We start from the raw sequence: 15088 nt of genomic DNA on the forward strand, positions 1-15088 counted from the left end.
TCAACAGTCGGTGGGGGCCGGTACTCCGGCGAGTCGGTCCCGCATCCAGGTGGCCATCGCGGGTCCGGGGTCGACGCCGTGTCCCTGCTGGTCGTGTCGGACCCGCATCAACCGGTCGCCGAGTTCGCAGGCTCGAGCCAAGGTGTCTTCCATGACGTCGACGGGGATGAGTGGGTCGGTGCCGCCGTAGAAGACCGCGATCGGGACATTCGTGGCGAGCCGCGGTAGGGCGTAACCCTCGAGTGCGCGGGACAGGGTTTGCGCTGCGCCCGGAGTCACCGCGTTCAGTGCGGCATCATCCGGCACCGACAAGCCCGCCAGCGCCGTGCGACCGGCCGAGCACACCGGCACAGCCTCGGTGCCGAGGCCGGCCAGATGATCGCCCGGGTTGACGCCAGGACGGGCTTGGGCCACACCGTGCACGACCAGCGGATACAGGAACCGTTGCGCGCGCGAAAGACTCCCTTCCTGCGCGCGGGTGACGAAGTAGCCGGCATCCAGCAGGGGCGCGACGGCAACCGCACCCACCAAGTCCCCGGCGCCATCGCCGTACTGCGCGAACTCCTCCGCTGTCGACCAGGCGGCGCCCCCGCCCTGGGACCGGCCGACGGCGAACCACCGGCCTCCTATGCCGAGACCGGCCGACTGTGCGGCCCGGGCAGCATCGATGACGTTGTAGGCCGCGGTGCGGGGTTCGAGATAGGGGTGCGGTGGCTGGCTCTCGGGGCGGGTGCCGAGGCCCTGATAGTCGGTCGTGACCACGGCATATCCCGCGGTGAGGAAGTCGGCGACGGCGGTCAGATCTCCGAACATCATGTCTTGGTCGGAGGGTCCGCAATCCCGGGTGATGCCGGTGGTGCCGTGCGCGTAAGAGATCAGGGGGTGGCCGCCGGGCGGGGGAGCCGATCCGGGGACGAATAGGGCGCCGCTGACGGTCGTCGATTTGCCGTCGAGTCCCGATGCCGATCGATAAACGAGGCGCTGAGCCGTGATGCCGGGCGGCAGCGCGGCGAACCACGCATCCGGAACGGTGTCGGTGCCGACGATCTGACCGCGCGCACGGCGCACGTCGGCAACCAGTACGGGCGAGGGTGACGGCGGCGCGTCGACCGCCTCCGAGGCGACCGATCGCGTGGATTCGTCGGTCTCGGACGTCGAGTCGCAGGCGGCCACAGAGCCGACACCCAGGGTCGCCACGACGACCCATACGCCCGCCGTTCGGACGCGGCGCCACCCTCTTCTCACCCGAGAACGGTATCCCGGCGATTCCCACGGTTTGCTTCGACGTATCTGTTTGCCCGATTCTCTAGGGCGTGGAGTCGATCACCGGGACCCGTCGGGCGGGCGCGTCATCTCTCGGTGAATACGGCGACGCCGACACTGTCGCCTTCGCGACAGCCTCCCGTCGGTCCGCCGAACCGCCCGCGGCCGAGCGTGATCCGCTTGCGGTGGCCGCGCCGTCTGATGCCGAGGTGTACGAATATCTCGGCCCGCAGATGCGCTGGGTGCAACTCGTTCTCATTGCTGCATTCGTCTTGGTGTCCATTTCCCTCGCCGCTTTCGCGACGACCCATGTGTGGCTGTTGCCCGTCCTCATCGTTCTTCTCGCCAACGTGATCGGAAATGCGCTCTCGTTGGCGACGGGAATGAACCGCCGGCGGATCACTTGGCGGTCCCACCAGCAACGGGTCACGAACTGGCAGCCCTCGGATCGTTCGTATCCGAGCGTCGACGTCTTTCTCCCCACCTGCGGTGAGAGCATCGCAATCCTGCGTAACACCTATCGACACATCGCGGCTCTCCGGTGGCGCGGCCCGCTGAACGTCTACGTTCTGGACGACGCGGCTCGAGGCGAGGTGCACGAACTGGCTGCCGAGTTCGGATTCACCTACGTCGTCCGCCCGGATCGCGGCCATCTACGCAAGGCGGGCAACCTCCGGTACGCGTGCACCATCAGTCGCGGCGAACTGATCGTCATCTTCGACGCCGACTTCTGCCCGCGCCAGGACTTTCTGGCCCATCTCGTGCCTTACCTCGACGACCCGCAGGTTGCGATCGTCCAGAGCCCGCAGTGTTTCTCGACGACCGAGGCGATGAACTGGATTCAGCGCACGGCCGGCGCGACGCAAGAGTTCTTCTATCGCTGGGTCTTGCCGTCGCGGGATCGGATCGGAGCCGCGAACTGTGTCGGTACCTCGGCGGTCTACCGGCGCCAAGCTCTCGACCGCGTGGGAGGTTTCGCAGCGATCGAGCACAGCGAGGATCTGCACACCGGCCGGCTGGTCCAGCAGGCTGGATACAGCATTCGTTATGTACCGGTCGTCTTGTCGCGTGGGTTGTGTCCAGCGGACCTCGCGGGCTTTCTGAACCAGCAATACCGCTGGTGCCAGGGGACGCTCTCCCGCGTCCCTTCTGCGCACTCTGAGCGCACTCTCCGACAACGCATCGCCGACTGGGCCGGCGTCTTCTACTACCTCACCACCGCGATGAACGTCTTCCTCCTCTTCCTCCCGGGCGTCGTCATGGCCGCCTTCTATCCGGAGGACGTGCGGCCGGAGCAGCTGGTGCCGTTCCTGTTGGGGCTGTGGGTGTATGTCGTGTTGTTTCCGCTGGTGTCGAGGACTCGATGGCGGTTCGAGGTACTCCGCATCCAGATGGCGTACAGCTTCGCCCACGTGGTCGCGATCTGGCACAAGATGATCGGCCGCGAGATCGGCTGGGTGCCGACGGGCGCGATCGGGAAGTCCAATTCGCTGGCCCGCTCGATCAGCGCACTCGGCGCGATCACGCTCGGTACCTCGCTGCCGGTGTTCTGGGTGTTCATCATTCGCGACGTGATGCAGTACGGGCTGGGCCAGTTCTGGATGATGGTCGGGCTCGTGGTGGCCTACACCTATCTGGCACTCCCGCTGTTCGTGGAGTTCATCAAAATCCTGCTGCCGCGGCGACGCGATCGACACGCGGAGGTCGCTGAATGACGACGCACGACCCGACACCGGATGACGCACCGATCGAAACCACGGGCAAGCGGCCGACGGCGACCAACTGGAACCGTATCTCGGCCTGGGAGGCCGTCGGATACACCTGCGTGATCCTGTTCATCGCGGCGCTGGCGCTGGGATGGTTCGACGTCATGCTGCCGTGGGATACGCAGTGAGCAGACATACAGCCGGGGGAGCGGTGCCGATCAGCGCCGATGACGCGCCGACAGTTCCGCTCCGTGCGCAACCGGCGGGCCCGTCACCTCAACCTTCGGCGCCGAACACCTTCTTCGACGACATCGCCGGATTGCGCGGTATCGCCGTCCTGCTGGTCGTGTTGTTCCATTCGCACGTCCCGGTTCTCACGGGCGGATTCGTCGGCGTCGACGTCTTTTTCGTGATCTCAGGGTTCCTGATCACCGGGCTGCTGGTGCGCGAGTACGAGCGGCACGGTCGAATTTCGCTGCGCAACTTCTTCGCTCGCCGGGCTCGGCGCATCATCCCGCCGGCCGCGCTGGTGATCGTCGTGTCGATCGTCGCCGCAGCGTTCCTGATGCCGTTGCTGAAGGTGTTCAAGCAGGCCATCGACCTGCTGGCCGCGGCCGCACAGTTGTCGAACTGGCATTTCATCGAGCAGAACGCCGACTATCTGGCGGGGGCCATCGACGGCAGTCTGGCCACCCATTTCTGGTCCCTCGCCATCGAGGCCCAGTTGTATTTCGTATGGCCGTTCCTGGTGATCGCGGCTGCGGCGCTGGCAATGCGCACGCCGCTGGGCCGGGTGTTGTCGGTCCGATGGTCGGTCGGGTTGGCGGTGCTGATCGTCAGCGCCGTGTCCCTGGGTCTCGCCATCCTGATCACCTCGACCGACCCGGCGACGGCGTACATGGCCACCTACACGCGGGCCTGGCAGTTCGGTGTCGGCGGGTTGGTGGCGATCGCGCTACCGGCGCTAGCTCGCTTCGGCGGGCACCGTCTCGGTGCCCCGATGGCCTTCGCGGTCGGCTGGGCAGGTCTGGTCGCCGTACTGGTCGCGGGCTTTGTGATCAACGCGCAGACGCCATACCCCGGCACGGCGGCGCTGCTGCCGACCATCGGCGCGGCATTCGTGATCGGCTCGGGCTGCATGGTGGGCACGCGATCGGTGTTCGTCGGTCACCTTCTGGCGACGCCACCACTGAAGTTCCTCGGCCGGATTTCTTATGCCTGGTACCTGTGGCACTGGCCGGCGATCGTGCTGTACGAGTCGGTGGCGGGTGCGTCGAGTTGGCCGATACTGCTGCTGGTCTCGGGCGGTTCCCTGGTGCTGGCGACGTTGTCGACGATCCTGTTCGAGGAACCACTGCTCCGTAATCGCGAGTTGAAGCGCAATGCGTCTGCGTCGATTTCACTGGGCCTGACCGGTGTAGTGGTGGCCCTGGCGGTGACGATGACCGCCGGCGTCGTCACCGTGCAGCTCGCGAGTCGGGACACCGTCGCCAATGCGGCGCTGACGTACCAGTCGGTCTTCGGTGCCGAGGCAGGCGAACCGAGCGGCCCGGTCACGCCCAATCCCTTCCAGGCGTTCGACGACCGGCCGGAGCCGTTTGAGTGTCTGATCCCGGTCGGCGACGTGGAAGCGCGCGCCGACTGCGTCTTCGGTCCGCCCGACGGCATCCCGGTGGTGCTGTTCGGCGACAGCCACGCCGACCAGTGGGCAGACGTCATCCGCACGATCGGCGCCGATCACGGGTGGCGAGTCCATCAGTTCACGAAGGCGGCTTGTCCGGCGCAGCACCTACGGCCGCAGCGCGGGATCTTCGAGCCCTACGTCAAAGCGGATTGCCAGGAGTGGCGCGAGACCACGCTGCGACGCATCGCCGAGGTGGGTCCGCGGATCATCGTCGTGTCGTCGTTGTCGACGTATGTGCCATCGCGGGAGGTCTCCGAGGCTGCGTGGGAGCACACGCTCACGCAGTTGCGGAACACCGGCGCGAACCTGGTGTACATCGCGGACACCCCATACCCGGGCTTCCAGGTCGCTGATTGCATCTCGGGGTCGATGGACGACTGGACGCAGTGCGAATTCAACTTCGACGACTACCCCCGCGTCGAGCCGATCATCGACGCCGCCTCGCGCGACGATCACCGCGACATCACCACGGTGAACGTCAACGACCTGCTGTGCTCGGGCGACTCCTGCCGGGCCGCGCACAACAAGATCCTGTTCTACCGCGACGACTCACACCTCACGGCAACAGCCGCGCGGGTCCTGGAGCCGGCGGTCCGCAGGCAGCTGGACCGGCAACGCTTCGACTACAACGGTCGATCCGCTGGTTGAGCCGGCCCCGAGCTCCCCCCGCTGGTTGAGCCGGCCCCGAGCTTCCCCCGCTGGTTGAGCCGGCCCCGAACCACCCCCGCTGGTTGAGCCGGCCCCGAGCCGCTAGGCGAGGAGCCGAGTCGAAGCCACCAGGCGACTACCACCCCGCACCACTCAACCCCTACTCTTCCCACCTTCGCCGTTCGCGCGTGCGGATACACGCGACACCAGCAAGAACGACCCCGACAATGCACAGAATGTCGGACTCGGTAAAGCCGTGCTCGAGAGTGATAGAGACCAGCACCCGCCCCTCGATCGGACCGTTCCAGAAGAACCACGCACCAGACAGAGCAGTGAGAACCGCAGCGACCGGGTAGCTCGGACGCGCGAGGCTCCACGCGCCGGTCACGAACAAGAGGTTCAAGATCATCAGCGAGTGGAACACGGTCGGCGGGATGGGCTCGGGTGGCATCTGACCAGTATCAGGTCCGCTATGCCAGATTCGCTCAGCCGGCGGTTAAGATTTGTGCCCCGTCAGCGGTGACAATCATCTCAGGGTTGGTCAGCTCTTGATCCAGTTCGCCAGCCCGTCCCGGAACGCTTGTGTACTCGACGGGGTCGAATTCAATCTCCAGTCGCGCTCTTTGTCAGTCTGAAACCACATGAACCCGGTTACGTCCGAATTGCCCATGACGACGTCGAAGAATTCAGAAATCCATCGCGCCTTCTGTCCTGGGTCTGCTCCATCAGCACAGCCGACCTCCGTTAGGACAATCGGCCGCGCGGCGCTCAGCTGCCGCAGGGCGGCGACACTCGCCGAGAACAGCTTCTCGGGGGACTGCCACCGGTGGCCCGGGGTGTCACCCCAGTTGTAGCCATCGAGCCCGAGATAGTCGACGAACCGATCACCGGGGTAGCAATCGACGAAGTCTCGCGTACCTTCAGTGAGCACATTGGGAGTCCAGACAAACTCGGCATTGGGCGCCTGGGCGCTGACGATCCGGTGCATCCTCACCCACGCCGCGCGGTACTCCGCCGCGGTATTCCCGTACAGCCCGACAGACCACGGATACCAGGTCCCGTTCATCTCCTGAGCGAATCTCAGCAGGACAGGGTGCCCCCATGAACCCAGTTCCGCAGCCCACCGCTGTAGGTCGGAGTCGTGCTGACCAGCAACGATGCTGCTCAACCTGAATTCAGGCTGGGACGGCCCGACTTGCGGGTTCCACGGTTCGAGCGAGAGGACGGGGATCGCCTTCAGATGACGAATCTTGTTGAGGTGAACTTGCGGGTGCGAATCTCGCGTCGACGCGTACAAATGCAGGAGGTCCGGTTCGGCACCGGCAAGGGCTGCGAAACGGTCGAATGTCGCGCGTGACTGCGAGGCCGGCCCAGACAGAAAGGCGCCCCATGGGCATTTAGGCAACGAGAACGTCGCAGCAGTTGAACCCTGTGAGCAGGAAGGAAGCAGTGCGCCCGCCACTGCGAGCGACGCCACGAGCAGGGTTCGACGGGCGATCACTGCTTCACCGAGCGCGAAGGGTGCTTCACCGGCCATCCTGCCATTCTTGCTTGCCTTCGCTCGGACGACTGCGCGGGTAGCCGGTGTGGTCGACGGAAATTACCATTCGCTACAGAGGCAACGGCGAAAGGCAACCGCGTAAGCACACTTTTTCGATGGCGTTTTACTAAATGCGGAATGGCAAAAATATGTCGAATCTCTAGATAGTTCGTAATGCGCACTGCGGGTCCGATTGAGATCGACCGATAACGCTGGGAACGCAAGAACTGTGCTGGCTGTGGTGCCGATCACAGCTTCATGTGACGGGAGCGGGCTTCAAAGCCGCAGGCAGGGCAGGGCTTTGCGTGTCGCTAGCAGTTCTGTCACGCGCGGCAGTCCCTACCTGCGACGCTGAAGTTAGGCGGGCGGGTTTCTGGAGAGGATTCGAGATACAAAATTGCGACACAACTGTCACTCGACCGGACTACAAGTGATTTTCAAGTTGTAACCGTGACCATCCTGAAATAGTCTCACCCACAGTCGTGAAGCGAATCGCGGCTTCAACGTCGTCGACGTTCTGGTGGTTGGGCGTAGGGGCCGATCGCCGCCTTCAGGTTCAATGTGTTGGGAGGTTGGCAGTGGCCCACGGTCCGGCCTTTGGCTTGGGGCGTGCAGAGCGCACGCCGTTGCGGTTGCGCATCGCCAGTCGAGCGAGGGACCAGTCGCGGTCATGGGTGCACGGCTACGTGGTCAAGTTGGCATGGTCCGATGCTATCGTCGTGATCGCGGCAGTGTGCCTGGCTCAGTTCGTGCGGTTCGGCGCAGAGAGTGCGACGACGCCCAACGGCGCGGCTAAGTTGCCAGCTATTCTGGTCTCGATAGTGCTGGCCTTTATCTGGATCCTCTCGCTCCGTGCATTTCAGACTCTAGACCGCAGGATCGTCGGTTCTGGGTCTCAGGAGTACAGCCGGGTCGTCACTGCCTGTCTTGCCGTCTTCGGCGTGATGGCGATGGTCGACCTGTTGTTTCGGCTCAACATCGCGCGAGGCTTCATCGCGATTGCGCTCCCGGTAGGCACTGTGGGGTTGCTTCTGTCGCGTTGGCTCTGGCGGCAATGGCTCGGGCACCAGCGGATCAACTCGCGGAATCTGGAGCGGGTCCTGGTAGTGGGCGGCGAAACTTCAGCCGTCCCTATGATGCAACGGCTGCTGCGTCAACCGAATCTCGGCTTCCAGGTCGTCGGCGTCTGTCTCCCTAGTCGCGTTGCCCAACGACAGTCCGTTCGCGTGGATGATATTAGTGTCCCGGTCTGTGGCAGTTTCGACGACGTCTGTGAAGCGGTTCTGGACTCAGGGGCAACGACTGTGGCTGTGACCTCGGCCGAAGCACTTGGTCACGAAGCCATGCAGGCGTTGAGCTGGGATCTCGAGGGTCTCGATGTCGAGATGATGGTCGCGCCTGGCGTCACCGACGTCGCGGGACCGCGAGTCATGGTTCGTCCCGTGGCGGGACTGCCGCTGTTGCATATCGATAAGCCGAGGTACGAGGGCGCTAATAGATTCCGTAAAGCGTTCGTTGACAGGATCGGCGCTGCAGCAATCCTCACAGTGCTTGCGCCCTTGTTTATCGGCGTGGCGATCGCAATACGGATCGACTCCGAAGGGCCCGTTTTTTACCGGGCAACCCGAGTCGGGCTCAACAACTCGCACTTCTCGATGTGGAAGTTCCGCTCTATGGTGCAGGACGCCGACGCCCTGAAGGAAAACCTCCAAGGTCTCAACGAGGGTTCAGGTGTGCTCTTCAAGATGAGAGACGACCCTCGAGTGACCCGAGTTGGGGCGGTTATTCGCCGATATAGCCTCGATGAACTGCCGCAGCTTTTCAACGTGGTTGCGGGAAAAATGAGTCTTGTTGGGCCGAGGCCACCCCTTCCGGACGAAGTAGAGCGCTACGACGGTCGTGTCGCGCGGAGGATGCTAGTTAAGCCGGGTATGACCGGCCTCTGGCAGGTGTCTGGGCGCTCCGATCTGTCCTGGGAGGAGTCTGTCCGATTGGACCTTTCTTACGTCGAAAACTGGTCGATCATGCAGGACGCCCTGATTCTCTGGCGCACAGTGAAGGCAGTTGTTGCGAAGGACGGGGCGTACTGAGAGTCGCTGCCAACCCACCTCTTACACACAAAGGAATTCGCCGTCTCCCGAGCGCTATGTCGTAAGCCTTGGCGACAGGGAGCGACAGGAACGCAGACAAAATCCGATTACTGAGCACTAATCGAGGCGCCCAAAACCGGGGTTAGTGCTTAACCGTAATCCCAGCCCGAAACATCAAAAATCAGGCTCGTCCGCACGATCTAAGAGCTTGAGCAGGTAGTCACCGTAACCCGACTTGCGGAGTTTGTCGGCACGAGCCCGCAACTCTTCGTCGGAGAGATAGCCTTGCCGCCACGCGATCTCTTCTGGGACAGCGATTTTGAGTCCCTGGCGTTGTTCGACGGTGCGGACGAAGTTGCCGGCGTCGAGGAGGCTGTCGAACGTGCCGGTGTCGAGCCACGCCGTGCCGCGCGGCAGGACGGTGACCGACAGTTTCCCGCGGTCGAGGTAGTGGGCGTTGACGTCGGTGATCTCGTACTCGCCGCGGGAGCTGGGCCGCAGGTTGCGGGCGATGTCGACGACATCGTTGTCGTAGAAGTACAGACCCGGTACCGCGAAGTTCGACTTCGGTTGTGCCGGTTTTTCTTCCAGCGAGATGGCGGTGCCGTCGGCGTCGAAGTCGACCACGCCGTAGGCCTCCGGGTTGGCGACCCAGTAGGCGAACACCGCGCCGCCGTCGACGTTTTCGAAACCCTGTAGCCGGCTGCCGAGTCCGGGGCCGTAGAAGATGTTGTCGCCGAGGACGAGTGCCACCGAGTCGGTACCGATGTGGTCGGCGCCGAGGACAAAGGCCTGCGCGAGTCCGTCCGGGGAGGGCTGGGTCTTGTAGGTGAGGTCGATGCCGAACTGGTCGCCGTTGCCGAGCAGGTTCTCGAAGGCCGGGGCGTCGTGCGGGGTGGTGATGATCAGGATGTCGCGGATCCCGGCCAGCATGAGCGTCGAGAGCGGGTAGTAGATCATCGGCTTGTCGTAGACCGGGACGAGTTGCTTGCTCACTCCCTGCGTGATGGGGTGCAGCCGCGTGCCCGTACCGCCGGCCAGAATTATGCCCTTCATTCGTGCAGACTATTGGACTGAGGTGACATTCGCAGAACCGCGTGGGTATCGTGTCTCATATCCCACGCGTTTGGAGTGTTGTAAAGGACGCGACGTCAGCGATCTCGAATAGATCAAAGGATCTTAATGCGCATTCTGATAACCGGGGGTGCTGGGTTCATCGGCGCCAACTTCGTGCTGCGCACACTGGCCACCCGCCCCGGCGTCTCGATCCGGGTCCTGGACAAACTCACCTACGCCGCGAACCCCGACACTCTCGCCCCGGTCGCCGATCGCGTCGAACTCGTCGAGGGCGACATCACCGACGCCGCTCTGGTCGGCCGACTCGTCGCCGACACAGACCTCGTCGTGCACTTCGCCGCCGAATCCCACAACGACAACTCCCTGGCCGACCCGTCGGCGTTCGTCTCCACCAACCTCGTGGGCACCTACACCCTGCTCGAAGCGGTCCGTGCCCACCGGGTGCGCTACCACCACATCAGCACCGACGAGGTCTACGGCGACCTCGATCTCGACGACCCCGCCCGCTTCACCGAACAGACCGCCTATAACCCGTCGAGCCCCTACTCCTCGACCAAAGCCGGCAGCGACCTGCTCGTGCGCGCCTGGGTCCGCTCCTTCGGCGTGGCCGCGACCATCTCCAACTGCTCCAACAACTACGGCCCGTACCAGCACATCGAGAAGTTCATCCCCCGCCAGATCACCAACGTGCTCTCCGGGGTGCGCCCCAAGCTCTACGGCGACGGCCGCAACGTCCGGGACTGGATCCACGTCGACGACCACAACGACGCCGTGTGGACCATCATCGACCGCGGCCAGATCGGTGAGACCTACCTCATCGGCGCCGACGGCGAGGTCGACAACCGCACCGTCGTGGAAACCATCCTCGAACTCCTCGACCAGCCCGCCGACGCCTTCGACTTCGTCACCGACCGCCCCGGCCACGACCGCCGCTACGCCATCGACTCCACCCGCCTTCGCACCGAACTCGGCTGGACCCCCTCCTACCTCGACTTCCGCGCCGGCCTCGCCGCCACCATCGACTGGTACCGCGACCACCCCGGCTGGTGGCAACCCGCCAAAGAAGCCGTCGAACAGAAGTACGCCACCACCGAACGCGTCACCCGTCGGCGACGATGTATCCCTGCCAAACAGGCGGCAGTCTCCCATAACGGTTGCATGCCAGCTGGCACGTACGGACATTCCTGAGTGCGACGGAAGGACAGACGCCTCAACATGAACTGGCCGCGGGTGGATGCCTTCATCGACATCGCCAGATGTAGTTCAGAAATCTCTTCCATGTTGCCGCGAGCATCCGCGATCATCGAACGCAGCAATCGGACGGCGAGTGTGGGCGTGGAATCGATACGGAGGGTAGAATCATGCCCTCTTGTGCCCCGGCAGTTGTTGGCTAGGTCAAGGCGGAATGGTCCTACCGGGTTGGCCCTAAGACAATCGAACTCGCGTTGCACGTCGATTACAGACATGGCTACTGTTCGGGATCTGGTTTCCCCACTTGGCAACGCTACGTACCTCAAACCGACATCTCGGAGGCCTGTGGTGCTGCTAGCGGCGTCCGAGACGGACGCCAACCCCAGGAAGCCAAACAACATAATGAGGAACGAATTTTGCACCTTCAACGCGGCGCGGGCACGTCCCAAGTTGTACCGGCGACGCAACTGAAATATTCTCACCGAAAGAATCAAACAACCGGCAACCGGACACTCAAGCTAATCGAGGGATTAGGATACGGTCGCCTCACAGGAGGCGCCCTATCCTGGGAGGAGTTTGGCTCGCGACTAATTTGTGTGCCTCCGTGACCGTGACCGTGGCGTGTGGCGTACGGTGACTGTGCGAAGACTGGTCGTTTATGCGGGGTTCATTTCAGCGCCATTTTCACTAATTTAGCCTCCGTGAGAAAACGCCATAATTACCGGACTCTCGTTCCCACGAAACGCAAGAGCTTTCATCAACGGATCCCAGACATTCAGAATCGACTCGCGGAGGATATTGTGACAAGTACAGAGACCGAGCTCGATCCCAAAACAACCGAACGCAAATTAAGCATCGATCAATTCACGTTTCTTTTTAAACGGCACTGGTGGGTAGTCGCACTTACCGCCGCTCTGGTCGGCTGCATCAGCCTTTTGTACTGCCTTGTGCAGACGCCTTTATACGTCGCGTCGGCAAAGATGTACGTTACTTCTGGAACTGATGCTGACGCGATGAGCGCGTACCAGGGTTCTCTCGCTTCCCAACAACGCGTTGCTTCGTATGCAGAGCTCGTGGACTCTGACGTGATCTTGAGTGACGCGCTGAACAACTCAGGGTTGCAGATCAGCATCGGTGATGCCCGGGAACTAGTCTCCGCAACTAGCAACACCGACACTGTTCTGCTAGCGATCTCGGCAGAAAACAGAGACCCTGCTGTCGCTGCCTCACTGGCTAACCGCGTCGCTGAGTCAATGACCCGTTATGTGACTCAGCTGGAGAAGCCAAACGATACGAGTCCGCCCCTGGCAAAACTTACTGTAGTGTCTCCGGCTACACCACCACAAGCACCATTCTTCCCGCGCACAACATGGAACACTCTGTTGGGCATGTTAGTAGGCGCCCTTCTCGGCATAATTATCGCTTACGGCCGGGAAAGAATGGACACACGATTACGAAACCGTGAACAGGTTCAGTCTAGTGTGGCTACGTCCGTGCTTGCGGAAATTCCTGCCGAAGTCTCGCTGGACAAGCACCCAATCGTCGACTTTGCAGTGGGGTCCTCCCGTGCCTCGGAGGGATATCGCCGTCTCCGAACAAATCTCGCCTTCGTCCGCGTCGACGAACCACCGCGCTGTATCGCTGTAACAAGCCCCGGGGCTGGAGAAGGCAAGACAACAACTTCAATAAACCTAGCAGCAGCTCTGGCGGAGGATGGGCACTCGGTCGTTCTCGTTGACGCAGATCTACGACGTCCATCAGTTGCGGGCCGACTCGGTCTGGCGGAGGCGGTAGGACTAACGAGCTTCCTCCGAAGTGAGGGCACTGTCCTCGATTTCGTCCAGCGAGGACCCGTAGACGGTTTGGATGTGCTCGTTGCGGGAGCACTACCCCCGAACCCTGCCGAACTTCTTGGTTCTTTGCGGGCGCAGGAAGGGATTGCAGCTCTCCGAGCTCGGTACGACTACGTAATAGTTGACACCCCGCCGATCTTGCCCGTCGCAGACGCAGCAATCTTGTCGCAGTTCGTCGACGGCGTGCTTATGGTGGTAAGGGCGGGCGGTACGAGGTCGCAAGACCTCGCCAATGCCTACTCGTCGCTCGTAACCGCGCGGGCATTTATGCTGGGAGTAGTGCTGAACGGGGTCCCAGCTCACGAGTCACGTTACCTGTACTACTCGTACAACAATCTGGGAACAGCGACCGGTTCATCCGCGTCAGGCACCGAACAGGCCAGTGTTGTCGACCGCGTCTTCACTCGTAACTAGTATCTCTTTAGGAAGGTTTTCGGCGATCTGCTTCCTGTTGGCGGACATTGAGACCTAACCGGCAGGGCGTGCGGAAGACCAGAAGAGTGCCAGTTCCGCTGTCAACGCTTGCTAACGATGAAAGTCGCTAGGAAGTCCCCATGCTGCTACGAGCGAGATGGTGGCCTACCGGTTGCTTTGTTGCTTGTGCTGCGAGAACGAGAAGAGATAGAAATTCCTAATAGATTAAGGACAGGCGCTAAACCGCACCTGAGGGTCGCCCTAATCGGCACCCGCGGGATACCGGCTTCTTACGGTGGGTTCGAAACTGCGGTGGAGGAGGTTGGGCGGAGGCTCGCGGAGCGCGGGCATGATGTGGTCGTATACGGCCGCGAGGACGAACAGCTTGGAGACCACTTCTTAGGAATGCGTAGGGTGACCCTTCCTGCAGTGAGGAAGAAGTCGCTCGAAACCATCAGCCATACCGCGCTGTCCTCTATCCATGCAGTTGTCCGACTGAGGCCCGAAGTCGCAATCGTCTTCAATGCCGCCAATTCTCCCTTTTTGCCAATTTTTCGAATGGCAAAGATACCAGTCGGCTTGCATATGGACGGACTGGAGTGGAAGCGTAGTAAGTGGGGGAAAATCGGACGCTCGTACTACCGAGCGGCAGAGTCATTTGGTGTTCGAAACGCAGACGCCCTTATCGCCGACTCGTCGGGGATCTCAGACTACTATCGGCACCAATTCGGAGCTCATACCGAACTGATCAAGTACGGTGCTCCACAAATTCATGATGCGCCCTCCAGCAAAATTGAAGACACCGGCATAAAGCCGGGCGGTTACTTCCTAGTAGTTGCCCGGTTTGAACCAGAAAACCACGTCCTCGAAGTGATTGAGGGTTACACGCGGACGCTTAGTTCCAAGCCGCTTGTAGTGGTCGGGGCCGCACCCTATTCTGCAGACTATACAAAGTCGATCGAGCGCCTTGCTGAGACCGACGATCGAGTGCGATTGCTTGGCGCGGTTTACGATCAAGAACTACTTGACGCACTCTATTTTCACGCCTTCACCTACATCCATGGTCACTCAGTTGGGGGAACCAATCCCTCACTGCTCCGGGCGATCGGCGCCGGGACACCGGTGATCGGATATGATGTTTCGTTTAACCGAGACGTTGTAGGTGATAACGGATGGTACTTTTCGTCGCCGGAAGACCTAGCAATCGCGATCGAAAGTGCCGACGGAGCTAACGACATAGCCCGTCGTGGCAGCGCTCTGCGCCAGCGGGCAGCTGACGAGTACACGTGGAATGAAGTGACAGATCTGTATGAACAGATGATCCGTGGCTTGGCGTCGGGTTGGAGTGAGCATGCGAACCTTAGAAGAACGCGTCGCAATAGTAAGCCTTGGCCCTCAATTTGAGCAGCCAGTCAGTACTACAAATGCGCCTCTTACCATTCTGGGCCGGGATGTACTGCGGACCAATCCAGACGTGCCGAGTGTGGATTCAGATCGGACCAGGTACATGGCACAGACTGTGAGCCTGTTGTAAGGAGTTCGAAGATGGCAATGTGTAAGCGGCGGTCGCTGCAACAGGCGATAGAAAATGTCGTTGCGAATGGAAACTGCTCGGGCTGCGG

General features: G+C 61.9%; 11 protein-coding genes. 7 read left to right on the forward strand and 4 right to left on the reverse strand.

The features are described from left to right. Positions 1–1245, reverse strand: coding sequence for a lipase family protein (locus M4D77_RS07390; RefSeq protein WP_165630462.1), 1245 nt, complete (start codon positions 1243–1245; stop codon positions 1–3). 68 nt (positions 1246–1313) lie between these two features. Between M4D77_RS07390 and M4D77_RS07395 the strand changes: the two genes are divergently transcribed. Genes M4D77_RS07395 through M4D77_RS07405 form a run of 3 tightly spaced genes read left to right on the forward strand, consistent with a single transcriptional unit; the run spans position 1314 to position 5301 of the window. Then, complete coding sequence (locus M4D77_RS07395) at positions 1314–2978, forward strand: glycosyltransferase family 2 protein (RefSeq protein WP_396266542.1); 1665 nt, start codon at positions 1314–1316, stop codon at positions 2976–2978. After that, complete coding sequence (locus tag M4D77_RS07400; RefSeq protein ID WP_259935907.1) at positions 2975–3157, forward strand: cellulose synthase (UDP-forming), glycosyl transferase family 2; 183 nt, start codon at positions 2975–2977, stop codon at positions 3155–3157. Before M4D77_RS07395 ends, M4D77_RS07400 begins: the two co-directional genes overlap by 4 nt. Continuing rightward, on the forward strand, positions 3154–5301 hold the full coding sequence (locus M4D77_RS07405) for an acyltransferase family protein (RefSeq protein ID WP_396266543.1): 2148 nt from the start codon (positions 3154–3156) through the stop codon (positions 5299–5301). Before M4D77_RS07400 ends, M4D77_RS07405 begins: the two co-directional genes overlap by 4 nt. Positions 5302–5461: 160 nt before the next feature. Here M4D77_RS07405 and M4D77_RS07410 read toward each other — a convergent pair whose 3' ends face one another. Beyond that, positions 5462–5752 carry a hypothetical protein gene (locus M4D77_RS07410; RefSeq protein WP_259935908.1) on the reverse strand — a complete coding sequence of 97 codons (291 nt, stop codon included), beginning with the start codon at positions 5750–5752 and terminating at the stop codon, positions 5462–5464. Between the two features lie 90 nt (positions 5753–5842). Next, positions 5843–6838, reverse strand: a complete 996-nt coding sequence (locus tag M4D77_RS07415; RefSeq protein ID WP_259935909.1) for a glycoside hydrolase family 26 protein — start codon at positions 6836–6838, stop codon at positions 5843–5845. A 581-nt stretch (positions 6839–7419) separates the two neighbouring features. Between M4D77_RS07415 and M4D77_RS07420 the strand changes: the two genes are divergently transcribed. After that, positions 7420–8931, forward strand: a complete 1512-nt coding sequence (locus M4D77_RS07420) for a sugar transferase (RefSeq protein ID WP_259935910.1) — start codon at positions 7420–7422, stop codon at positions 8929–8931. A 174-nt stretch (positions 8932–9105) separates the two neighbouring features. Here the strand turns inward: M4D77_RS07420 and rfbA are convergent, their stop codons facing one another. Continuing rightward, entirely contained in the window at positions 9106–9987 is an 882-nt protein-coding gene (gene rfbA, locus M4D77_RS07425; RefSeq protein WP_259935911.1) for a glucose-1-phosphate thymidylyltransferase RfbA, read from the reverse strand. A gap of 126 nt (positions 9988–10113) precedes the next feature. Between rfbA and rfbB the strand changes: the two genes are divergently transcribed. The 3 genes from rfbB to M4D77_RS07440 all read left to right on the forward strand — a co-directional run bounded on the left by rfbB (position 10114) and on the right by M4D77_RS07440 (position 14870). Beyond that, on the forward strand, positions 10114–11196 hold the full coding sequence (rfbB, locus tag M4D77_RS07430) for a dTDP-glucose 4,6-dehydratase (RefSeq protein ID WP_259935912.1): 1083 nt from the start codon (positions 10114–10116) through the stop codon (positions 11194–11196). A 704-nt stretch (positions 11197–11900) separates the two neighbouring features. Further along, positions 11901–13466, forward strand: a complete 1566-nt coding sequence (locus tag M4D77_RS07435; protein ID WP_259935913.1) for a polysaccharide biosynthesis tyrosine autokinase — start codon at positions 11901–11903, stop codon at positions 13464–13466. A gap of 117 nt (positions 13467–13583) precedes the next feature. Beyond that, positions 13584–14870, forward strand: coding sequence for a DUF1972 domain-containing protein (locus M4D77_RS07440; RefSeq protein ID WP_259935914.1), 1287 nt, complete (start codon positions 13584–13586; stop codon positions 14868–14870). The last annotated feature ends 218 nt before the right edge of the window (positions 14871–15088 follow it).

This window comes from Gordonia sp. p3-SID1431, from assembly GCF_025143765.1.
Lineage (GTDB): Bacteria > Actinomycetota > Actinomycetes > Mycobacteriales > Mycobacteriaceae > Gordonia > Gordonia hongkongensis.

What these genes read in the sequence shown, in the direction of transcription:
- M4D77_RS07415 (WP_259935909.1), bottom strand. Translation starts at nt 6,838, where the DNA reads ATGGCCGGTGAAGCACCCTTCGCGCTCGGTGAAGCAGTGATCGCCCGT.
- M4D77_RS07400 (WP_259935907.1), top strand. Translation starts at nt 2,975, where the DNA reads ATGACGACGCACGACCCGACACCGGATGACGCACCGATCGAAACCACG.
- M4D77_RS07410 (WP_259935908.1), bottom strand. Translation starts at nt 5,752, where the DNA reads ATGCCACCCGAGCCCATCCCGCCGACCGTGTTCCACTCGCTGATGATC.
- rfbA (WP_259935911.1), bottom strand. Translation starts at nt 9,987, where the DNA reads ATGAAGGGCATAATTCTGGCCGGCGGTACGGGCACGCGGCTGCACCCC.
- rfbB (WP_259935912.1), top strand. Translation starts at nt 10,114, where the DNA reads ATGCGCATTCTGATAACCGGGGGTGCTGGGTTCATCGGCGCCAACTTC.
- M4D77_RS07440 (WP_259935914.1), top strand. Translation starts at nt 13,584, where the DNA reads ATGAAAGTCGCTAGGAAGTCCCCATGCTGCTACGAGCGAGATGGTGGC.